21 protein-coding genes are annotated in these 20,020 nt (G+C 65.1%); 2 read left to right on the top strand and 19 right to left on the bottom strand.

From position 1 onward, the window contains the following. The 6 genes from G3O00_RS27530 to G3O00_RS27555 all read right to left on the bottom strand — a co-directional run. The coding region (locus G3O00_RS27530; RefSeq protein WP_206144906.1) for an acyl-CoA dehydrogenase N-terminal domain-containing protein at positions 1-137 on the bottom strand (137 nt) is incomplete at its 3' end. A 98-nt stretch (positions 138-235) separates the two neighbouring features. Continuing rightward, positions 236-1,171, bottom strand: coding sequence for an electron transfer flavoprotein subunit alpha/FixB family protein (locus G3O00_RS27535; protein ID WP_206144898.1), 936 nt, complete (start codon positions 1,169-1,171; stop codon positions 236-238). A 16-nt stretch (positions 1,172-1,187) separates the two neighbouring features. After that, positions 1,188-1,937, bottom strand: coding sequence for an electron transfer flavoprotein subunit beta/FixA family protein (locus G3O00_RS27540; protein ID WP_175964976.1), 750 nt, complete (start codon positions 1,935-1,937; stop codon positions 1,188-1,190). Positions 1,938-2,165: 228 nt separating this feature from the next. Next, positions 2,166-2,960, bottom strand: coding sequence for a MetQ/NlpA family ABC transporter substrate-binding protein (locus G3O00_RS27545; RefSeq protein ID WP_206133339.1), 795 nt, complete (start codon positions 2,958-2,960; stop codon positions 2,166-2,168). Positions 2,961-2,989: 29 nt separating this feature from the next. Continuing rightward, a complete protein-coding gene (locus G3O00_RS27550; protein ID WP_043181878.1) occupies positions 2,990-3,643 on the bottom strand; it encodes a methionine ABC transporter permease in 654 nt (217 codons plus the stop codon). Beyond that, a complete protein-coding gene (locus tag G3O00_RS27555; RefSeq protein ID WP_011351346.1) occupies positions 3,633-4,667 on the bottom strand; it encodes a methionine ABC transporter ATP-binding protein in 1,035 nt (344 codons plus the stop codon). The genes G3O00_RS27550 and G3O00_RS27555 overlap by 11 nt, the downstream gene beginning before the upstream one ends. A 218-nt stretch (positions 4,668-4,885) precedes the next feature. Here G3O00_RS27555 and G3O00_RS27560 point away from each other — a divergent pair, with 218 nt between their 5' ends. Next, positions 4,886-5,806: an alpha/beta hydrolase gene (locus G3O00_RS27560; protein WP_206144899.1), complete on the top strand. Its 921-nt coding sequence runs from the start codon at positions 4,886-4,888 to the stop codon at positions 5,804-5,806. Positions 5,807-5,836: 30 nt separating this feature from the next. On the opposite strand, the gene G3O00_RS27565 is transcribed toward G3O00_RS27560, so the two are convergent. Next, entirely contained in the window at positions 5,837-6,760 is a 924-nt protein-coding gene (locus G3O00_RS27565; RefSeq protein WP_011351344.1) for a histone deacetylase family protein, read from the bottom strand. 43 nt (positions 6,761-6,803) lie between these two features. On the opposite strand from G3O00_RS27565, the gene mltB reads away from it, so the two are divergent. After that, positions 6,804-8,147, top strand: coding sequence for a lytic murein transglycosylase B (gene mltB, locus G3O00_RS27570; RefSeq protein ID WP_206144900.1), 1,344 nt, complete (start codon positions 6,804-6,806; stop codon positions 8,145-8,147). Between the two features lie 79 nt (positions 8,148-8,226). On the opposite strand, the gene cysM is transcribed toward mltB, so the two are convergent. The 12 genes from cysM to G3O00_RS27630 form a co-directional block, all read right to left on the bottom strand. After that, positions 8,227-9,129 carry a cysteine synthase CysM gene (gene cysM / locus G3O00_RS27575; RefSeq protein ID WP_011351342.1) on the bottom strand — a complete coding sequence of 301 codons (903 nt, stop codon included), beginning with the start codon at positions 9,127-9,129 and terminating at the stop codon, positions 8,227-8,229. A 212-nt stretch (positions 9,130-9,341) separates the two neighbouring features. After that, positions 9,342-9,683, bottom strand: coding sequence for a helix-hairpin-helix domain-containing protein (locus tag G3O00_RS27580; protein ID WP_206144901.1), 342 nt, complete (start codon positions 9,681-9,683; stop codon positions 9,342-9,344). Between the two features lie 73 nt (positions 9,684-9,756). Beyond that, positions 9,757-10,749 carry an ADP-glyceromanno-heptose 6-epimerase gene (gene rfaD / locus G3O00_RS27585; protein WP_206144902.1) on the bottom strand — a complete coding sequence of 331 codons (993 nt, stop codon included), beginning with the start codon at positions 10,747-10,749 and terminating at the stop codon, positions 9,757-9,759. Between the two features lie 63 nt (positions 10,750-10,812). Further along, positions 10,813-11,763: a D-glycero-beta-D-manno-heptose-7-phosphate kinase gene (gene rfaE1, locus G3O00_RS27590; protein ID WP_206144903.1), complete on the bottom strand. Its 951-nt coding sequence runs from the start codon at positions 11,761-11,763 to the stop codon at positions 10,813-10,815. Between the two features lie 7 nt (positions 11,764-11,770). Further along, the gene (locus G3O00_RS27595; protein WP_206144904.1) at positions 11,771-13,171 is read right to left on the bottom strand and encodes a UDP-glucose/GDP-mannose dehydrogenase family protein; all 1,401 of its coding nucleotides are present in this window, start codon (positions 13,169-13,171) and stop codon (positions 11,771-11,773) included. 90 nt (positions 13,172-13,261) lie between these two features. Continuing rightward, positions 13,262-14,434, bottom strand: coding sequence for a lipopolysaccharide assembly protein LapB (lapB, locus tag G3O00_RS27600; protein ID WP_011351337.1), 1,173 nt, complete (start codon positions 14,432-14,434; stop codon positions 13,262-13,264). Between the two features lie 53 nt (positions 14,435-14,487). Beyond that, entirely contained in the window at positions 14,488-14,781 is a 294-nt protein-coding gene (locus G3O00_RS27605; RefSeq protein WP_021157458.1) for a LapA family protein, read from the bottom strand. 210 nt (positions 14,782-14,991) lie between these two features. Then, positions 14,992-15,315 (bottom strand): integration host factor subunit beta, encoded by a 324-nt coding sequence (locus G3O00_RS27610; RefSeq protein WP_006486894.1) that lies wholly within the window; start codon positions 15,313-15,315, stop codon positions 14,992-14,994. Between the two features lie 22 nt (positions 15,316-15,337). Continuing rightward, on the bottom strand, positions 15,338-17,068 hold the full coding sequence (gene rpsA / locus G3O00_RS27615; protein WP_308054470.1) for a 30S ribosomal protein S1: 1,731 nt from the start codon (positions 17,066-17,068) through the stop codon (positions 15,338-15,340). Positions 17,069-17,192: 124 nt separating this feature from the next. Then, positions 17,193-17,879 carry a (d)CMP kinase gene (cmk, locus tag G3O00_RS27620; protein ID WP_011351334.1) on the bottom strand — a complete coding sequence of 229 codons (687 nt, stop codon included), beginning with the start codon at positions 17,877-17,879 and terminating at the stop codon, positions 17,193-17,195. 13 nt (positions 17,880-17,892) lie between these two features. Then, the gene (gene aroA, locus G3O00_RS27625) at positions 17,893-19,197 is read right to left on the bottom strand and encodes a 3-phosphoshikimate 1-carboxyvinyltransferase (RefSeq protein ID WP_011351333.1); all 1,305 of its coding nucleotides are present in this window, start codon (positions 19,195-19,197) and stop codon (positions 17,893-17,895) included. Positions 19,198-19,210: 13 nt separating this feature from the next. Then, positions 19,211-20,020 (bottom strand): prephenate dehydrogenase/arogenate dehydrogenase family protein (locus G3O00_RS27630; RefSeq protein ID WP_206144905.1); only part of this gene is annotated, 810 nt, incomplete at its 5' end.

The raw sequence follows: 20,020 nt of genomic DNA on the forward strand, positions 1-20,020 counted from the left end.
TTCGCGGACTCGTCGAGCACGGCCTGCGCCGTGTCGTAACCGGCATCCTCGAAGCCCGGCAACTGCGCAACGGCGTCGATGCCGGCCAGTTCCTTCAGCACGAACAGCATGTCCTTGACGGGGGCGTGATAGCTCATGGTGTGTCTCCCTCTTCTCTCTTCTGTCGATGGCGAAAAAAAGGGGCGCTCGTCGCGCCCCTCTTCTCGTGTGCTTACCGCCGAAGCGTCACACTGCTTTAGCCGAGCTCGGCGACGAGCTCCGGCACGAGCGCGAACAGATCGCCGACGAGGCCGTAGTCGGCCACGCTGAAGATCGGTGCTTCGGGATCCTTGTTGATCGCGACGATCACCTTCGAATCCTTCATGCCGGCCAGGTGCTGGATCGCACCCGAGATGCCGACCGCGATGTACAGCTGCGGTGCGACGATCTTGCCGGTCTGGCCGACCTGGTAGTCGTTCGGCACGAAACCGGCGTCGACTGCCGCGCGCGAGGCGCCCAGTGCCGCGCTCAGCTTGTCGGCCAGCGGCTCCAGTACCTTCGTGTAGTTTTCGCCGCTGCCCAGACCGCGGCCACCCGACACGATGATCTTCGCGCTGGTGAGTTCCGGACGGTCCAGCTTCGTCACTTCACGGCTCACGAACTGCGACTTGCCGGCATCGGCTGCCGCATCGATCTTGTCGACCGATGCGCTGCCGCCTTCCGCTGCGACCGGATCGAAACCCGTCGCACGCACCGTGATCACCTTGATCGGATCGCTCGACTGCACCGTCGCGATCGCATTGCCTGCGTAGATCGGGCGCTCGAACGTGTCGGCCGAATCGACCGCCGTGATGTCCGAGATCTGCGCGACGTCCAGCTTCGCGGCGATACGCGGCGCAATGTTCTTGCCGTAGGCGGTAGCCGGCGCGAGGATGTGCGAGTAGTCCTTCGCGATGTTCAGCGCGGTGGCTTCGACGTTCTCCGCGAGGCCCGCTTCGAGTTGCGGCGCGTCGGCCAGGAGTACCTTCGACACACCTGCGATCTTCGCTGCTGCGTCCGCAGCCGCTTGCGCATTGTGGCCCGCGACCAGCACGTGAATGTCGCCGCCGATCTTCGCTGCCGCCGCCACCGTGTTCAGCGTCACGGCCTTGATCGACGCGTTGTCGTGTTCTGCAATCACCAGAATCGTCATTTCTTTCCGCTCCCTCTTACAGCACCTTGGCTTCGGTCTTCAGCTTCTCGACCAGCGTCTTCACGTCCGGCACCTTCACGCCGGCTGCGCGCTTCGGCGGCTCGACCACCTTCAGCGTCTTCAGACGCGGCGCAACGTCCACGCCCAGGTCTTCCGGCTTCACGGTTTCGAGCGGCTTCTTCTTCGCCTTCATGATGTTCGGCAGCGTCACGTAACGCGGCTCGTTCAGGCGCAGGTCGGTCGTGATCACCGCCGGCAGCGTCAGCGAAAGCGTTTCCGCACCGCCGTCGACTTCGCGTGCGACCGTGGCCTTGCCGTCGGCCACCGTGACCTTCGATGCGAACGTCGCTTGCGGCAGGCCTGCCAGCGCGGCCAGCATCTGGCCCGTCTGGTTCGAATCGTCGTCGATTGCCTGCTTGCCGAGGATCACCAGTTGCGGCTGCTCCTTGTCGACCAGCGCCTTCAGGATCTTCGCGACGCCCAGCGGCTCGACGCCATCGTTCGACTCGACGAGGATCGCGCGATCCGCGCCGATCGCCAGCGCCGTACGCAGCGTTTCCTGCGCTTGCGCGACGCCCACCGACACGGCGATCACTTCGGTCGCCACGCCCGCTTCCTTCAGGCGCACGGCTTCTTCAACCGCGATTTCGTCGAACGGGTTCATCGACATCTTCACGTTCGCGATGTCGACACCCGTGTTGTCCGACTTCACGCGGACCTTCACGTTGTAATCGACCACTCTTTTCACTGGCACCAGGATTTTCATGCACACGCTCCAAAGTTACGAATACGACCAGAGGCCATTCTATAGCGAGGCCTCATGACTGCGCGGCCAAGCGGACCCAACCTTCGTGGTTGTCGAGGATACCGCTTCTTGGCGACGCGCCAATGATAGCGAACGGTCGTTCTATTTTAAAAGAGAAAAAACCCGGACGCAAAGCCCGGGTTTTCGATCATCGACTCTAATCTCGCCGGGCACGCCGTGCTTCGCCTGTTACCAGGCGGCAATGACCGCGCCGCCGAACTTGCCTTCGATGAACTGCTTCACCTCGGCCGAATGATAGGCCGCGACCAGTTTCGCGACCCACGGCTTGCTCCGGTCCGCCTCGCGGATCGCGAGGATGTTCGCGTACGGACCGTTCGGACCCTCGATCGCGATCGCGTCCTGTTTCGGTTTCAACCCCGCTTCCATCGCGTAGTTGGTGTTGATCGCGGCCGCGTCGACGTCGCCGAGCGAGCGCGGAATCTGCGCCGCATCCAGTTCGACGATCTTCAGCTTGCGCGGATTGTCGACGATATCGAGCGGCGTCGCCTTCAGCCCCGCGTCCGCACGCAGCTTCAGCAGGCCCTGCTTTTGCAGCAACAGCAGCGCACGGCCGCCGTTGGTCGGATCGTTCGGAACCGCGATGCGCGCGCCCGGCTTCAGTTCGGCCAGCGACTTCACGCGCTTCGAATAGATGCCCATCGGGAACGTGACGGTATCCGCGACCTTGATCAGCTTGTAGCCGCGATCCTTCACCTGCGCCTGCAGATACGGATCGTGCTGGTAGCTGTTCGCGTCGAGGTCGCCCGACGCGAGCGCGGCGTTCGGCTGCACGTAATCCGAGAATTCGACGATGCGGATGTCGAGGCCGCTCTTCGCCGCGACCTTCTTCACCGCTTCCATGATCTGCGCGTGCGGCCCGCCCGTTACGCCCACCTTGATGGTTTCGGCCTGCGCGTGCGCGCCCGCGAACAGCGCGGCTGCGCCCAGTGCCGCCGCGAATTTCAGCATGAAGCGTCGTTGCATCGTGTGTCCCCTAACGGATCAATCTTGTTTTACTTGTGGCTCAGCCGGCGGACGAGCCAGTCGCCGAACGACTGCACGATCTGCACGAATACGATCAGGATCGCGACCACCGTCCACATCACTTCGGGCAGATAACGCTGGTAGCCGTAGCGGATCCCGAGATCGCCGAGGCCGCCACCACCGATCGCGCCCGCCATCGCCGAATAGCCGACCAGCGACACGAACGTGATCGTCAGGCCCGCGACGACGCCCGGCAGCGATTCGGGCAGCAGCACCTTGAAGACGATCTGCGACGTGGTCGCGCCCATCGACTGCGCAGCCTCGATCAGCCCGCGGTCGACTTCGCGCAGCGCCGTCTCGACGAGACGCGCGATGAACGGCGCGGCCGCGAGCGTCAGCGGCACGACCGCCGCGGCCGTGCCGATCGACGAACCCGTGATGAGCCGCGTAAACGGAATCACCGCGACCAGCAGGATGATGAACGGCGTCGAGCGGACCGCATTCACGATGCCACCGAGCACGCGATTCACCGCGAGATTCTGCAGCACGCCCTGGCGATCGGTCAGGTAGAGCAGCACGCCGAGCGGCAGGCCGACGAGCGCGCCAACCACTCCGGAGATGCCGACCATGATCAGCGTCTCCCAGAACGACTGCACGAACATATCGAACATCTCACTCAACATACGAAAGCTCCTCTACCACCACACCTTGCTCGCGCAGGAACGCGAGTGCCTGCCCCACCTTGCCCGGCTCGCCGCCCGCGAGCACCGCGAGGGAACCGAATGCCTGCCCCTGGATCTCGTCGATCTGGCCGTGCAGGATGTTGAAATCGAGTTCGTACCGGCGGATCGTCTCCGACAGGATCGGCTGGTCGACACCCGAGCCCGTGAACGCAAGCCGCAGCAGATGCCCGCGACCGGTCTTCAGCCGCTCGGCCACGCGCGCCTTCAGCGCGGGCGGCAGCTCCTGCGCGATCACGTCGCCGATCAGCGCGCGCGTCACTTCGTGATGCGGCTGCAGGAACACGTCGATCACGCGGCCTTCCTCGACCACGCGCCCTGCATCGAGCACCGCGACGCGATCGCACACCTGCTTGATCACTTCCATCTGGTGCGTGATCAGCACGATCGTCAGACCGAGTTCGCGATTGATGCGCTTCAGCAGGTCGAGGATCGAACGCGTGGTCTCGGGGTCGAGCGCGGACGTCGCTTCGTCCGACAGCAGCACCTTGGGCTGGCTCGCGAGCGCGCGGGCAATACCGACGCGCTGCTTCTGCCCGCCGCTGATCTGCGACGGATAGCGATCCTTTTGCGCAGACAGCCCGACGAGGTCGAGCAGCGGCAGCACGGCGGCGTCGATCTCGGCACGGCTTGCACCGGCCAGCTCGAGCGGCAGCGCGACGTTGTCGAACACCGTGCGCGACGACAGCAGGTTGAAGTGCTGGAAGATCATGCCGATCTCGCGGCGCGCCTCGCGCAGCGCGCCAGCCGGCAGCATCGTGAGATCGCGCCCGCCGACGACGACATTGCCTTCGGTCGGCCGCGTGAGCAGGTTGATGGTGCGCACGAGCGTGCTCTTGCCGGCGCCGCTTCGGCCGATGATGCCGAACACCTCGCCCTGCGGGATCGTCAGGTTGATGTTGCGCAGCGCCTCGACCCAGCCACCCGGCCCGGGAAATCGCTGCGAAAGATTGCGTAATTCGATCATGTAAACAAAACGGCGGCCGGCCGGCGAGTTGGCCCGCCAGTCGGCCGCCGATGCATCTGGAATAACCGGCGATTTTACCGCAAACCCCTCATTCCCCTTAATAATCGATTTCGATCTTTTCATAACCACACGAAATTAGAGGAGCGCCGCTGGCGCGTCGCGACGGTGCCGCGACTATGATCCGGAACACACATGCCAACCGACAGGGGACACGCCAGATGACCGCCACCACTACGCCGGCCGCCGCACCCGCCACCGCCGGACCGGCACCTTCGTCGTCGCCCGCGCCGACCATGGGTCGGCTGCGTACCGCGGACGGGCTCGAACTGGCGTCGTACCGGTGGGCCGCCGGCGACGGCACCGTGCCACCGCGCGCGACGATCGCGCTCGTGCACGGCCTCGCCGAACACGCGGGCCGCTATGCCGCACTCGCCGGCCAGTTGAATGCGGCCGGCATCGACGTGCTCGCGATCGACCTGCGCGGCCATGGCCAGTCACCCGGCAAGCGCGCCTGGGCCGAGCGTTTCGACGGCTACCTGAACGATGCGGATGCGCTGGTCGCGGAAGCCGCGCGCGGCAATTCGCCGCTGTTCCTGATGGGGCACAGCATGGGTGGCGCGGTCGCGGCGCTGTACGCAATCGAACGCGCGCCGACACGCGGCCACGCATTGACGGGCCTCGTGCTGTCGAGCCCGGCGCTCGCGCCGGGGCGCGACGTGCCGCGCTGGATGCTCGCGGTGAGCCGCGTCATCAGCCGCGTATGGCCGACCTTCCCTGCCATCAAGATCGATGCGGCGCTGCTGTCGCGCGATCCGGCCGTCGTCGCGGCCAATCGCGCCGATCCGCTCGTGCATCACGGCGCGGTGCCTGCACGCACCGGTGCGGAGATTCTCGACGCGATGGCACGCATCGAAAGCGGCCGTGGTGGGCTGCGCGTTCCGGTGCTCGTCTATCACGGCACCGAGGACAAGCTGACCGAGCCCGACGGCAGCCGGGCGTTCGGCGCGCGCGTCGGCTCGCCCGATCGCACGCTGACGCTGTACGAAGGCGGCTTTCACGAAACGATGAACGATCTCGAACGCGACCGCGTGATCGACGCGCTGATCGCGTGGATTCACGCACGCGCGCCGGCGCGCTGAGCGCGCCCGGCCCGGCGGGTCAATCGGTAATCAGATGCCGGCCAGCACGCGCAGGTGGGCCACGACGCTGCGCCCGAGCGCGGACAGGTTGTAGCCGCCTTCGAGGCAGCTCACGATGCGGCCCTGCGCATGCCGGCGCGCCACGTCGACGATCTGCGCGGTCAGCCATTCGAAGTCGGCTTCGACGAGGCCGAGGTTGCCGATGTCGTCCTCGCGATGCGCATCGAAACCCGCCGACACGAACAGCATCTGCGGCTTGAACGCATCGAGCCGCGGCAGCCAGAACATGTCGACGGCTTCGCGGATCGCCATCCCGTTGCTGCGCGCCGGCATCGGCAGGTTGACCATGTTCGGCGCCTGGTGATCGACGCCCGAGAACGGGTACAGCGGATGCTGGAAGAAGCTGCACATCAGCACGCGCTCGTCATTCGCGAATGCAGCCTCGGTGCCGTTGCCGTGATGCACGTCGAAATCGATGATCGCGACACGCTCGAGACCGTGTACGTCGAGCGCATGCCGTGCGGCGATCGCGACGTTGTTGAAGAAGCAGAAACCCATCGCGCGCGCCGGCTCCGCATGGTGACCGGGCGGGCGCACGCCGCAGAATGCATTCGCATAGCGGCCTTCGATCACCGCGTCGGTCGCCGCGATCGCGGCACCGGCCGCACGCAGCGCCGCGCGCCACGTATCGCGATTCATCAGCGTATCGGGATCGATCTCGACGTAGCCGTCGACCGGCGTCATGCTCCGGATGTAGTCGATGTGCGCTTGCGTATGCACCCGACCCAGCGCCACCTCGCTCGCGAACGGCGCGGTTTCGTGCACGATCAGGTCGTCGATGCGGCTCGCGATCAGTTGATCCTGGATCGCCGACAGGCGAGCCGGGCATTCCGGATGCCATTCCCCCATCTCGTGCAGCATGCAGTCGGGGTGCGTATAGAAAGCGGTTGCCATAAGCTGTCATCCACGGCGCATGGTGCGCCGCAGGTCTCCATCAATGATGTCCATCGTCTGCCGCGAATTCGCCGCTAACTTACCACAACGGGGGCCTGCCACGCCCCGGTGCGCCGGATCCGTCGGGTATACTGCGCCGTACCCAATCGCCTTGTCCGCCCGCTTCGACATGAATTCCAGCAAGCCTGCCGCCCTTCTCTCCGCGCTGTTCCGTGTTCGCGTGCCGCTCGTTGCGGCCGCGGTGGTCGCGGCCCTCGGCACCGTGCCTGCCGGCGCGCAGACGCAACCCGCGAAGTCCACGGGCAAGCTCGTCGCACAGGCCCAGCCGCAGCAGCCGACGCCGCAAGGCCAGACCTTCGAAGAGGAAATTGTTCCGCAGCGTTACGCGAACAACGCGAAGGTCGACGCATTCATCGACGAGATGGTGAGCCGCAACGGCTTCGACTCCACCAGCCTGCATGCGCTGTTCTCGCGCATCAGCTATTCGGCGACGGCCGTCAAGCTCGTGAAGCCGGCTGCGTCGCCGACGATCAAGAACTGGCGCGTCTATCGCTCGCGCTTCATCGAGCCGATCCGTATCAACGCGGGCGTGAAATTCTGGAAGGCGAACCAGGCCACGCTGCAGCGCGCATCCGAACAGTTCGGCGTACCGCCCGAAGTGATCGTCGGCATCATCGGCGTCGAGACGATCTACGGCCGCTACATGGGCAATTTCCGCGTGCTCGACGCGCTGACGACGCTCTCGTTCGACTATCCGGACACGCCGAATCGCGACAGCCGCCAGGCGACGTTCCGCAAGAACCTCGAGGACTTCCTGGTCTGGACGCGCGACAACCAGCTCGACCCGACCACCGTGCTCGGCTCGTATACGGGCGCGATCGGGATCCCGCAGTTCCTGCCGAGCAGCATCCGCGAATATGCGGTCGACTTCGACGGCACGGGCCATGTCGACCTGCGCAGCAGTCCTGTCGATGCGATCGGCAGCGTCGCGAACTACCTGAAGCAGCACGGCTGGGAAACCGACCGCCCGGTGGTCTGGCAGATCACGCCCGATACGGGCAGCCTGGGGATCGCCCAGGCCGCCGCCGACGGCCAGCCCGAACCGCACTGGGCGCTGTCGCAACTGCTGCGCGCGGGCATGACGCTGAACGAGCCGGCGGTCAACATCACCACCGAAGCCGGTACGCCCGTGACGGTGGTCGACCTGCCGTCGCCGGGGCGTGCGACCGAATACATGCTCGGCCTCAAGAATTTCTATGTGCTGACGCGCTACAACCGCAGCTTCTTCTACGCGCTCACCGTGTACCAGCTTGGCGAGGCCGTGAAGGCACAGATGGAAGCGAGCGGCGCACTTCAGCCGGCCACTGCCGACACCGAGTCGCAGTAAGCACCGACCGCCCAAAGAAAAAGCGCCGCAGATGCGGCGCTTTTTTTATCTCACGCGCACGACGCGCGCCTGCCCGCGCTCAGGCAGGAAACACGCCCGTGGACAGGTAGCGGTCGCCGCGATCGCAGACGATGAACACGATCGTCGCATTCTCGACCTGACGCGCGATGCGCATCGCGACTTCACATGCGCCGCCCGACGAAATGCCCGCGAAAATGCCTTCGACCGACGCGAGCCGGCGCGCCATCGTTTCCGCCGCGGCCTGGCTCACGTTCTCGACGCGGTCGACGCGGCTGCGATCGAAGATGGTCGGCATGTACGCTTCCGGCCACTTGCGGATGCCCGGAATGCGCGAACCGTCTTCCGGCTGCGCACCGACGATCTCGATCGCCGGATTCTGTTCCTTCAGATAATGCGACGTGCCCATGATCGTGCCCGTCGTGCCCATGGCCGACACGAAGTGCGTGATGCGCCCTTCGGTATCGCGCCAGATTTCCGGGCCCGTCGCTTCGTAGTGCGCAATCGGATTGTCGGGGTTCGCGAACTGGTCGAGGATCACGCCCTTGCCTTCGCGCTGCATCTGGTCCGCGAGATCGCGTGCCAGTTCCATCCCGCCCTTCACCGGCGTCAGGATGATTTCGGCACCGTAGGCGGCCATGCTCTGGCGGCGCTCGACCGACAGGTCCTCCGGCATGATCAGCACCATCTTGTAGCCGCGGATCGCCGCTGCCATCGCGAGTGCGATACCCGTGTTGCCGCTGGTCGCCTCGATCAGCGTATCGCCCGGCTTGATGCGCCCGCGCGCCTCGGCCTTGCTGATCATCGACAGTGCCGGACGATCCTTCACCGAACCGGCCGGATTGTTGCCTTCGAGCTTCGCGAGCACCACGTTGTTGCGCGCGCGGATTTCGTCGTCCGGCAAGCGGACCAGTTGGACGAGCGGCGTATTGCCGATCGTGTCTTCGATAGTTTTGTAAGCCATGGATATACCGTGAGTACGAGGCCGATCAATCAATCGATTGTAAACCAGCACCGCTGCTCGCGCCGGCAACCCCATTGCGACGATGGAATACGCGTGGCATGCAACGCGTGACTGCCCTGCTCCGTGCCCACGCAAAAAACCCGCGGCATGCCGCGGGAAGCCGTCGCAACGACGGCGACTGAAGGAGCTCGTTGTCGGCCGCGCGTGGCGCGCTACTTCTGTGCGGTGCGGGCGGGTGGAGTCGCGGGCTTCGCCGGCTTCTTACCCTCGGCCGGCAGCGCGGCACTCGTGCCGGCCGCACCGATCGTCAGCCCTTCCCGCTGAAGCCGCTCGACGGTATGGCCGCCCATGCCTTTCACGCGTGATGCGAGATCGTCCGCATTCCTGAACGGACCGCGTGCGCCGCGTTCGTCGAGAATCGCCTTCGCTCGTGCCGGGCCGATGCCCTTGATGCCGACGAGCGCGTCCTCGTTCGCGGTGTTGACGTCGACGGCCGCCCAGGCCGACGCGATCGTGCCGAGCATTGCCGCTGCGGCCAACCATTTCCTGATCATGTGCTGGATCTCCGATGAATACGGCCGGCGGCTGCCGACCGTGAGACCCAGTCTATCGATGCAACGCTTCTGCTTAAACCTGGCCGGATAGCCAACGCACGTAGCGGTCGACGCCTTCCTGCACGGTCAGGAACGGTGCGTCGTAGCCGGCCGCGCGCAGCTTCGTCTGGTCGGCCTGCGTGAAGCACTGGTACTTGCCGCGCAATGCATCGGGGAACGGCACGTATTCGATCAGCCCCTGCTCGACCTGCTGCGCGAGCGTCAGCGGCGGCTGGTTGTCGAGCGCACGCAACGTATTCACGACCGTCGACGCGATATCGTTGAACGGCTGCGCACGGCCCGTGCCGAGGTTGAAGATGCCCGACTTCTCCGGATGATCGAAGAAGAACAGGTTCACCTTCGTCACATCCTCGACCGACACGAAGTCGCGCGTCTGCTCGCCCGACGCATAGCCGTTGTACTCGCCGAACAGCTTCACCTTGCCTTCCGCGCGGAACTGGTTGAAGTTGTGGAACGCGACCGACGCCATGCGCCCCTTGTGCGTTTCGCGCGGGCCGTACACGTTGAAATAGCGGAAGCCGGCGATCTGGCTCTTCGCGGTCGGCAGTACGCGACGGATCACCTGGTCGAACAGGAATTTCGAATAGCCGTAGACATTCAGCGGCGCCTCGACGTCACGCTCTTCGACGAAACGCGTCGAGCCGCCGTAGATCGCCGCCGACGACGCGTACAGGAACTGCGTGCCCTGCGCGAGGCAGGTGTCGAGCACCGCGCGGCTGTAGCGGAAGTTGTTGTCCATCATGTAGCGGCCGTCGGTTTCCATCGTGTCCGAACAGGCGCCTTCGTGGAACACCGCGCGTACCTTGCCGAAATCGCCGCGTGAGAAGCGTTCGACGAATTCCGTCTTGTCCAGATAGTCGTCGATCTCGCAATCGACGAGATTCCGGAACTTGTCTGCGCGCGTCAGGTTGTCGACCGCGATGATGCGCGTCTCGCCGCGCTCGTTGAGCGCCTTGACGATGTTCGCGCCGATAAAACCGGCTGCGCCGGTGACGATGAGGGTCATGATCGTCCTGCCTGAAAAGTGCGAGCCATGCGTGCGGCGCGCTCGTCGCGCCACCGCATGCGCTCAGTGAAACAGTTCGTCGTAGTCCACCGTGGCCGTGCCGAGCTTGCCGACCACGATGCCTGCTGCGCGATTCGCGAGCACGACGGCGTCGACGAGCGGCACACCTGCGCCGAGCATCGTCGCGACCGTCGCGATCACGGTATCGCCCGCGCCCGACACGTCGAACACCTCGCGCGCGAGCGCCGGTGCGTGCAATTCGCCGGTGGCGGAAAACAGCGTCATCCCTTCTTCCGAACGCGTGAGCAGCAGCGCGTCGATGCCGAGTTCCGCGCGCAGCTTCGCAACGCGCGCGCGCAGATCGTCTTCCGACTTCCACTGCCCGACCACTTCGCGCAGTTCCGCGCGATTCGGCGTGATCAGCGACGCGCCGCGATAGCGTGCCCAGTCGTCGCCCTTCGGGTCGACGAGGACGGACTTGCCGGCCGCACGCGCCTTCTCGATCATCGTCGTGACGTGCGTCAGGCCGCCTTTCGCGTAATCCGACATCAGCACGACGTCGTGCTGCGGCAGCAGCGCATCGAAGCGCGCGAGCCCCGCGAGCAGCACCTCGTGCGTCGGCATGGCTTCGAAGTCGACGCGCAGCAGTTGTTGCTGGCGCGCGAGCACGCGCAGCTTGATCGTGGTCGGCAGCGCCGGGTCGCGCTCGAGATGCGGCGTCACGCCGCTACTGCCGAGCAGCTCGACGATCCGCTCGCCGGGTTCGTCGCAACCGACGACGCACAGCAACCCGGCCTGGCCGCCGAGCGTCACGGCGTTGCGCGCGACGTTCGCCGCACCGCCGAGGCGCTCCTCCTGACGCTGCACGTGCACGACCGGCACCGGCGCCTCAGGCGAAATGCGATCGACGTTGCCGAACCAGTAACGGTCGAGCATCACGTCGCCGACGACAAGCACGCGCGAGCGCGCGAGCTGTTCGCGCGGCACCGGAACGATTTCGCGGAGAGTATTCATCGTGTGGTCAGCCACGGGTGGACGACTGGGGATCGACATACGGCCGGCCGATCGCGTAGTAGTCGATGCCCAGTTCGGCCATCGCATCCGGCTCGTAGAGGTTGCGCCCGTCGAAGATCACCGGCGCCTTCAGTTCGGCTTTCAGGCGCGTGAAGTCGGGGCTCCGGAATTCCTTCCACTCGGTCACGATCACGAGCGCGTCCGCCCCCGTCACGGCGATGTCCTGCGTCTCGACGAGATGCAGCCGCGCCAGCGCGTCCGGATCGGTGCCGAAATCGAGCGCAAACACGCGCTGTGCCTCTTCGACCGCTACCGGATCGTACGCACGCACGGTCGCGCCGCGTTCGAGCAGCGCGGCGATCAGGCGGCGGCTCGGCGCCTCGCGCATGTCGTCGGTGTTCGGCTTGAACGCCAGGCCCCAGACCGCGAACTCGCGGCCGGTCAGGTCGGCACCGAAACGCTGCGCGATCTTGCCGATCAGCACATCCTTCTGCGCATGGTTGGCCGCTTCGACGGCTTCCAGGATGCGCAGCGGCTGGCCATTCTCGCCCGCGGTGCGAATCAGCGCCTGGACGTCCTTCGGGAAGCACGAGCCGCCGTAGCCGACGCCGGCGTACAGGAAGTGATAGCCGATGCGTGGATCGGAGCCGATCCCGCGGCGCACGGCCTCGATGTCCGCGCCGACCTTGTCGGCGAGATTCGACATCTCGTTCATGAACGAGATGCGCGTTGCGAGCATCGCATTCGCCGCATATTTCGCGAACTCGGCCGAACGCACGTCCATGTAGATCGTGCGCTCGTGGTTGCGGTTGAACGGCGCGTAAAGCTTCTTCATCTTCTCGCGTGCGATCGTGCCCGTCTCGTCGTCGTCGACGCCGATGATGATCCGGTCCGGACGCATGAAGTCCTCAACCGCGGCGCCTTCCTTCAGGAACTCCGGGTTCGACACGACCGAGAAGCGATGCGCGACGCTGCCTGCCAGACCGCGGGCGGCAAGCGCCTCGTCGACCACGCCGCGCACGCGCTGCGCGGTGCCGACCGGCACCGTCGACTTGTCGACGATCACCTTGAAGCCCGTCATGTGGCGGCCGATGTTGCGCGCGGCTTCGAGCACGTACTGCAGGTCGGCCGAGCCGTCCTCGTCGGGCGGCGTGCCGACGGCGATGAACTGGATCTCGCCGTGCGCGACGCTCGCCTCGATGTCGGTCGAGAAGCGCAGGCGCCCGGCCGCGCGGTTGCGCGCGATGATGTCCAGCAGCCCCGGTTCGTGAATCGGCATCCCGCCGTTGTTCAGGATGTCGATCTTGCGCGGATCGACGTCGAGACAGAAGACGTCGTGACCGATCTCTGCGAGGCAGGCGCCCGTGACGAGACCGACATAGCCGGTGCCGATGATGGTGATTTTCATAGATGTTCCGGTACTTCCCGGTAATTGACTAACTTGGCCGCCGGGACGAGCCCGGCGGCAACCGCAGCGCGTTGGCTCCGCGTTCCGGGATCAGCCCGGCATCGCAGGTTCGACGCGGCGCGGCGCATAGGTTTCCCAGCCGCTGCATCCAGGGCACTGCCAATAGAAGAGCCGTGCCCGGAAACCGCAATTCTGGCACGTATACCGTGGCAGATTCTTCGTGCGCTGCTTGATCAGCGCACGCATCATTTCAAGTTCCTTACGACGCGGTTCGTCGGCCGCGGCGATTTGCGCATCGAGCAGATGCAGCATCCCCGACAGGTTCGGCGACTTCTCCATCTGCGTACGCGCGAGCGTGTGCGCCGCATCCTGGCCACGCAACCCCGCGATGTGCTGGTACGCAATGTCGAGCAGGTCGTTCGACGGATACCGGTCGATATAGCCCATCAGCAGCTCGGCGCCTTCGGCGTTCTTGCCGAGCGCGACATACGCCTTCATCAGCTTGTCGGCGACGAGCGGCAGATACGCCGGATTCTGCGCTTCGACGCGCTTCCAGTGCTCGATCGCGGCCGCGTGGTTGCCCTCCGCTTCCGCCGCGTCGCCGGACAGGACCGTCGCGCGAACATTCTGCGGATTCACGGTCAGCGCCAGGCGCAGCTGTTCGGCTGCCGCTGCCGCGTTCTTGCGCTGCAGCGCATCCTGCGCGAGTTCGCAGTGGAACTGGGCAATTTCGACACCGAGCGGCTTGTCGCTCATCGACTCGATGCGCTTCGCCGTATCGATCGACTTGTTCCAGTCCTTCTCGATCTCGTAGATCGTCAGCAGCGCCCGCTGCGCGCCGAGCGCGTAATCGCCGTCGGCGAGCTTGTGAAACGCCTCTTCGGCACGATCGAGCAGGCCGGCTTTCAGGAAATCCTGGCCGAGCTCGTACAGCGCGTGGTCGCGCTCGTTGACCGGCAGGTCCGTGCGGCTCAGCAGGTTCTGGTGCACGCGGATCGCACGGTCGGTCTCGCCGCGGCGGCGAAACAGGTTGCCGAGCGCGAAGTGCAGCTCGACCGTCTCGGGATCGAGCTTGGCGACCTCGATGAACGCGTCGATCGCCTTGTCGGGTTGTTCGTTCAACAGAAAATTCAGGCCGCGAAAATACGATCGCGGCAGGTTGGCACTCTCCGACAGGAGATTCTTCAGGTCATAGCGTGACGCCGCCCAACCAAGCGCAAACGCGACCGGAATCGCGAGCAACCACCAGAAATCCAGATCCATGCGAAATATCGAAGCAGAGACGAAAACCGCGCGATGATCGCGCGGCGTCCGTGTTAAATGACGGGCGGCATCGGCGGCTGGTCGATGACGGCCGGCGTTTCGCGCGCCGCACGCAGATCGCGCTTCAGGCGCCCGTTCTCGAGACGCAGGCGGAAGATCGAAGGCAGCGCGGACAGCAGGCCGGCCAGCAGCCCCACGGCGAAGAACGCCAGGCCGATCAGGATCAGCGGCGCTTGCCATGAATAGCCGGCAACGAAATTCAGCGTCGCGGTTTGCGTATTGGCCAGCGCAAGCACCAGCAGCAGTACGAACACCAATACCCGGATCAGCCAGACGATAAACTTCATGAAGCCCTCTCTTTGTTGAGGTTTGCCGCGGCGCCCGACTCCCCTTCGTCGCGCCGAATCGACCCGTATTGTAAAGGATGCGTTTCCGCGGCTGCGCAGATCCTGCGTGACCCCGTTGCGCGGCGATCGCCGGAAATGAAAAAAGCGCCCGCAAGGGGCGCTTTTCTTTTCAGCCTTCGCCGGATGGGTTCCGGGCAAACCGGATGACGCTTAACGCTCGTCGTCCGGATCGTCAGCCTTCAGCGGTTCACCGGCGCGGCCGTCGACGCGTTCACGCAATTCCTTGCCTGGCTTGAAGTGCGGCACGAACTTCTCGGGCACCTGCACTTTCTCCCCTGACTTCGGGTTGCGTCCGACGCGCGCCGGCCGACGGTTGAGGCCAAAGCTGCCGAAACCCCGAATTTCAATGCGATGCCCTTTCGCCAGGGCGTCAGACATCGCATCGAGCATCGTTTTCACCGCGAAATCCGCATCCTTGAGGACAAGTTGCGGAAATCGCGATGCCAGCTGCGCGACCAACTCGGATTTGGTCATACTTCAGCAGACCTCGTGAGGCTTACTGGTTCTGGCCGTCGAGCTTCGCCTTCAGCAGCGCGCCGAGGTTGGTCGTACCGGTCGCAGCAGCGCTGGAGTCCGACTGCAGGCCGCGGATCGCTTCCTGTTGTTCAGCCGAATCCTTCGCCTTGATCGACAGGTTGATGCCGCGCGACTTGCGATCGATGTTGATCACCATCGCGTTGACCTTGTCGCCTTCCTTCAGCACGTTGCGAGCATCTTCGACGCGATCTTGCGAGATTTCCGACGCACGCAGGTAGCCTTCGATGTCACCCGTCAGCGTGACGACCGCACCCTTCGCATCGACCGTCTTCACGACGCCGTCGACGATCGAGCCCTTGTCGTTCATTGCAACGTAGTTGCTGAACGGGTCGCCTTCGAGCTGCTTGATGCCGAGCGAAATGCGTTCCTTCTCGACGTCGATACCGAGCACGATTGCTTCGACTTCGTCGCCCTTCTTGTACTTGCGAACGGCTTCTTCGCCGGTTTCGCTCCACGACAGGTCCGACAGGTGGACCAGGCCGTCGATGCCGCCCGGCAGACCGATGAACACGCCGAAGTCGGTGATCGACTTGATTGCGCCCGTGATCTTGTCGCCCTTCTTGAAGTTGCGGCTGAAGTCATCCCACGGATTCGGCTTGCACTGCTTCATGCCGAGGCTGATACGACGACGGTCTTCGTCGATCTCGAGGACCATGACTTCGACTTCGTCGCCCAGCTGGACAACCTTCGACGGAGCAACGTTCTTGTTGGTCCAGTCCATTTCCGATACGTGGACAAGGCCTTCGATGCCCGATTCCACTTCGACGAATGCGCCGTAGTCGGTGATGTTCGTGACCTTGCCGAACAGGCGCGTGCCCGACGGGTAACGGCGCGAGATGCCTTCCCACGGATCGTCGCCCAGTTGCTTGATGCCCAGCGAGACGCGGTTCTTCTCTTGGTCGAACTTGAGGATCTTCGCGGTGACTTCCTGGCCAACCGACAGGACTTCGCTCGGGTGACGCACACGACGCCATGCGATGTCGGTGATGTGCAGCAGGCCGTCGATGCCGCCGAGGTCGACGAACGCGCCGTAGTCGGTGATGTTCTTGACCACGCCGTTGACGATCGCGCCTTCCTTCAGCGTCTCGAGCAGCTTCGCGCGCTCTTCGCCTTGGGTTGCTTCGATCACTGCACGACGCGACAGCACGACGTTGTTACGCTTGCGATCAAGCTTGATCACGCGGAACTCGAGCGTCTTGCCTTCGTACGGGGTCGTGTCCTTGACCGGACGCGTGTCGACCAGCGAACCCGGCAGGAACGCGCGGATGCCGTTGACCATCACGGTCATGCCGCCCTTCACCTTGCCGGTGATCGTGCCGGTGACGAGTTCGTTGTTGTCGAGAGCCTTTTCCAGCGACAGCCACGATGCAAGGCGCTTCGCCTTGTCGCGCGACAGGATCGTGTCGCCGTAGCCGTTTTCGAGTGCGTCGATTGCGACGGACACGAAATCGCCCGACTGCACCTCAACCTCGCCCTGATCGTTCAGGAATTCCTCGATCGGAATGTAAGCCTCGGACTTCAGGCCTGCATTGACGACCACGAAGTTGTGGTCGACGCGCACGACTTCGGCGGAAATCACTTCGCCGGCGCGCATGTCTTGGCGGGTCAGCGACTCTTCGAACAGAGCCGCGAAAGATTCAGTATTCGGGGTAGAGGTTTGCAGGTCGGACATAAAAATCTGATTGTGCATGGATCGCTGTGCCACGCCGGCCGGAATGGCAGGCTGAAAGGGCCAGATCGATGACCACACGGGGTTAAGGGTTCGAAACACGCTCCGCGCTTACGGCGTGGAGCACCTACCGCGACCCGCCTTCTCAGGCGGGCTGGCCGAGCGCCCGGTACCACTGCAGCACCTGGTCGACCGCTTCATCGACCGAAAGCGCCGACGTATCGAGCAGCTTGGCATCTGCCGCGGGCTTCAGCGGCGCGGCTGCGCGATTGCTGTCGCGCGCGTCACGTTCACGAAGATCCCGGAGCAAGTCATCTATATTAGCAGAAAAACCTTTTTGCATCAATTGCTTATGCCGTCTGGTCGCGCGCGCCTCGGCACTGGCCGTCAGAAACACCTTCAGCACGGCGTCCGGGAAGATCACGGTGCCCATGTCGCGCCCGTCTGCAACGAGGCCCGGCGTCTTGCGGAACGCGCGCTGGCGCGCGACGAGCGCGGTGCGCACGGGCCCGTGCACGGCAATCGCCGATGCGCGGTTGCCGACCACTTCGGCGCGGATGTCGTTCGACACATCGACGCCGTCGAGCTGCGCGCAGCCTTCGCGGAACGTGATGTGGAGATCGTCGATCAGCTTCACCAGCGCGTCGATATCCTCCGCCTCGATGCCGTAGCGCACGCTCGCGAGCGCGGCAAGCCGGTACAACGCGCCGCTGTCGAGCAGGTGGAAGCCAAGATGCGCGGCAACGAGCGCGGCGACGGTGCCCTTGCCGGAAGCAGTCGGGCCGTCGATCGTGATGACGGGAGTCGGGTGAAAGGGTCGGGTCGATTTCATCAGAACGGTGGGGTCAGGCTTTGGCGAGCGCGGCGAAGCGGTCGAAATAGTCGGGGAACGTCTTGCCGACGCACTTCGGATCGTTGATCCGCACGGGCACGCCGCCCAGGCTGACGAGCGAGAAGCACATCGCCATCCGGTGATCGTCGTACGTGTCGATCGCCGCGTTCGGCGTGAGCTTTTCCGGCGGCGTGACGACGAGGTAGTCAGGGCCTTCCTCGATGATCGCGCCGACCTTGCGCAACTCGGTCGCCATCGCAGCGATGCGGTCGGTTTCCTTCACGCGCCAGCTCGCGATGTTGCGCAGCGTGCTTGTGCCGTTCGCGAACAGCGCAGCGACCGCGATGGTCATCGCCGCATCGGGGATCAGGTTGAAGTCCATGTCGATCGGCTCGAGCTTGCCGTGGTCGTGGCCGATACCGCGCACGTCGATCCAGTCGTCGCCCATCGTCACGTTCGCGCCCATCTGCATCAGCGCGTTCGCGAAGCCGACATCGCCCTGGATGCTCGCACGCCCCACGCCTTCGACACGCAGCGGGCCGCCGCCAAGCGCGCCGGCCGCGAGGAAGTACGATGCGGACGACGCATCGCCCTCGACCATGATTCGCCCCGGCGAGCGGTAGCGGACGCCGGCCGGCACGACGAAGCGCTGCCAGCCGTCGCGCTCGACGGTCACGCCGAAGCGCTCCATCAGCCGGATCGTGATGTCGATGTACGGCTTCGAGATCAGCTCGCCGTCGACCTCGACGACGATCTTGCCGTCCTTCGCCTTCACGAGCGGCAGCGTCATCAGCAGTGCCGTGAGGAACTGGCTCGACACGTCGCCGCGCACGCGAATCGGCGCATCGACGGAAATGTTCGCGGGCTTGATCCGCAGCGGCGGGTAGCCTTCGTTCAGCTCGTAGTCGATCTGCGCGCCGATCTGCCGCAGGCCGTCGACGAGGTCGCCGATCGGCCGCTCGTGCATGCGCGGCACGCCGTGCACGCGATAGTCGCCGCCGTTCACCGCGAGCGCAGCGGTCAGCGGCCGCACGGCCGTGCCCGCATTGCCGAGGAACAGGTCGGCCGTCTTCGCGGTGAATGCGCCGCGCGTGCCCGTGACGACACAGGTGTCGCCGTCGCGCGCGAGCTTCACGCCGAGCGTGCCGAGTGCGTCGAGCATCACGCGCGTGTCGTCGGAGTCGAGCAGGTTGGTGATCGTCGTTTCGCCTTCGGCAAGCGCCGCAAGCAGCAGCACGCGGTTCGAAATGCTCTTCGAGCCGGGCAGGCGCACGGTGCCCGATGCGCTGGAGTACGGGCCGAGATCGAGATAGTCCATGGGAATCGTCCTGTTATTTCTTGACCGGTTCGGCAGCGGGCGTACCACCGCGCTCCTGCCATGCCTTGCGCGCAGCGCGCGAGCGCGTGAACACCGCTTCGAGCGCCGCGCCATCGCCGGCGTCGATCGCTGCGCGAAGCCGCGTGAGCACGCGCGTATAGCCGTCGAGTTCGTCGAGCAGCGCCGCGCGGTTCGCGACGCACACGTCGCGCCACATCTCCGGGCTCGACGCCGCGATGCGCGTGAAATCGCGGAAACCGCCCGCCGCGTACGAGAATTTCAGTTCCGCGTCAGCCTCGCCGAGAATCTGCTCGACGAGCGCGAACGACAGCACGTGCGGCAGATGGCTGATCGACGCAAACACCCGATCGTGCTGCTCCGTGCTCATCGTGCGCACGTCGGCGCCGGTCGCGCGCCACATCGCGTCGATCCGCGCGACCGATTCGGGTGCGTTCTCCGGAAGCGGGCACAGCACGACGTTGCGGCCGACGTACAGATCCGGCAACGCGGCCTCGACGCCGCTCGACTCACGACCGGCGATCGGATGCCCCGGCACGAACTGCGCGATCCGCGCACCGAGCGCTTCGCGCGCCGCCGCAACGACATCGGACTTGGTGCTGCCCGCATCGGTGACGATCGTCGCCGCCTCAAGCCACGGTGCGATGCGCGCGAGCAACGGGCCCGTCTGCGCGACGGGCGCCGCCAGCAGCACGAGATCGGCGCCTGCCAGCGCGTCGCGCAATTGCGCATCGTCGTCGAGCGCCGCCGCGCGGTCGATCACGCCGAGCGCGAGCGCGCGCGCGACCGATGCACGTGAACGACC

This window comes from Burkholderia sp. Ac-20384 (assembly GCF_017104605.1).
In the GTDB taxonomy this organism is placed as follows: Bacteria; Pseudomonadota; Gammaproteobacteria; order Burkholderiales; family Burkholderiaceae; genus Burkholderia; species Burkholderia lata.

Coding starts and splice junctions, on each gene's coding strand:
- G3O00_RS27535 (WP_206144898.1), bottom strand. CDS start 1,171: ATGACGATTCTGGTGATTGCAGAACACGACAACGCGTCGATCAAGGCC.
- G3O00_RS27540 (WP_175964976.1), bottom strand. CDS start 1,937: ATGAAAATCCTGGTGCCAGTGAAAAGAGTGGTCGATTACAACGTGAAG.
- G3O00_RS27545 (WP_206133339.1), bottom strand. CDS start 2,960: ATGCAACGACGCTTCATGCTGAAATTCGCGGCGGCACTGGGCGCAGCC.
- G3O00_RS27550 (WP_043181878.1), bottom strand. CDS start 3,643: ATGTTGAGTGAGATGTTCGATATGTTCGTGCAGTCGTTCTGGGAGACG.
- G3O00_RS27555 (WP_011351346.1), bottom strand. CDS start 4,667: ATGATCGAATTACGCAATCTTTCGCAGCGATTTCCCGGGCCGGGTGGC.
- G3O00_RS27560 (WP_206144899.1), top strand. CDS start 4,886: ATGACCGCCACCACTACGCCGGCCGCCGCACCCGCCACCGCCGGACCG.
- G3O00_RS27565 (WP_011351344.1), bottom strand. CDS start 6,760: ATGGCAACCGCTTTCTATACGCACCCCGACTGCATGCTGCACGAGATG.
- mltB (WP_206144900.1), top strand. CDS start 6,804: ATGATGTCCATCGTCTGCCGCGAATTCGCCGCTAACTTACCACAACGG.
- cysM (WP_011351342.1), bottom strand. CDS start 9,129: ATGGCTTACAAAACTATCGAAGACACGATCGGCAATACGCCGCTCGTC.
- G3O00_RS27580 (WP_206144901.1), bottom strand. CDS start 9,683: ATGATCAGGAAATGGTTGGCCGCAGCGGCAATGCTCGGCACGATCGCG.
- rfaD (WP_206144902.1), bottom strand. CDS start 10,749: ATGACCCTCATCGTCACCGGCGCAGCCGGTTTTATCGGCGCGAACATC.
- rfaE1 (WP_206144903.1), bottom strand. CDS start 11,763: ATGAATACTCTCCGCGAAATCGTTCCGGTGCCGCGCGAACAGCTCGCG.
- G3O00_RS27595 (WP_206144904.1), bottom strand. CDS start 13,171: ATGAAAATCACCATCATCGGCACCGGCTATGTCGGTCTCGTCACGGGC.
- lapB (WP_011351337.1), bottom strand. CDS start 14,434: ATGGATCTGGATTTCTGGTGGTTGCTCGCGATTCCGGTCGCGTTTGCG.
- G3O00_RS27605 (WP_021157458.1), bottom strand. CDS start 14,781: ATGAAGTTTATCGTCTGGCTGATCCGGGTATTGGTGTTCGTACTGCTG.
- G3O00_RS27610 (WP_006486894.1), bottom strand. CDS start 15,315: ATGACCAAATCCGAGTTGGTCGCGCAGCTGGCATCGCGATTTCCGCAA.
- rpsA (WP_308054470.1), bottom strand. CDS start 17,068: ATGCACAATCAGATTTTTATGTCCGACCTGCAAACCTCTACCCCGAAT.
- cmk (WP_011351334.1), bottom strand. CDS start 17,879: ATGAAATCGACCCGACCCTTTCACCCGACTCCCGTCATCACGATCGAC.
- aroA (WP_011351333.1), bottom strand. CDS start 19,197: ATGGACTATCTCGATCTCGGCCCGTACTCCAGCGCATCGGGCACCGTG.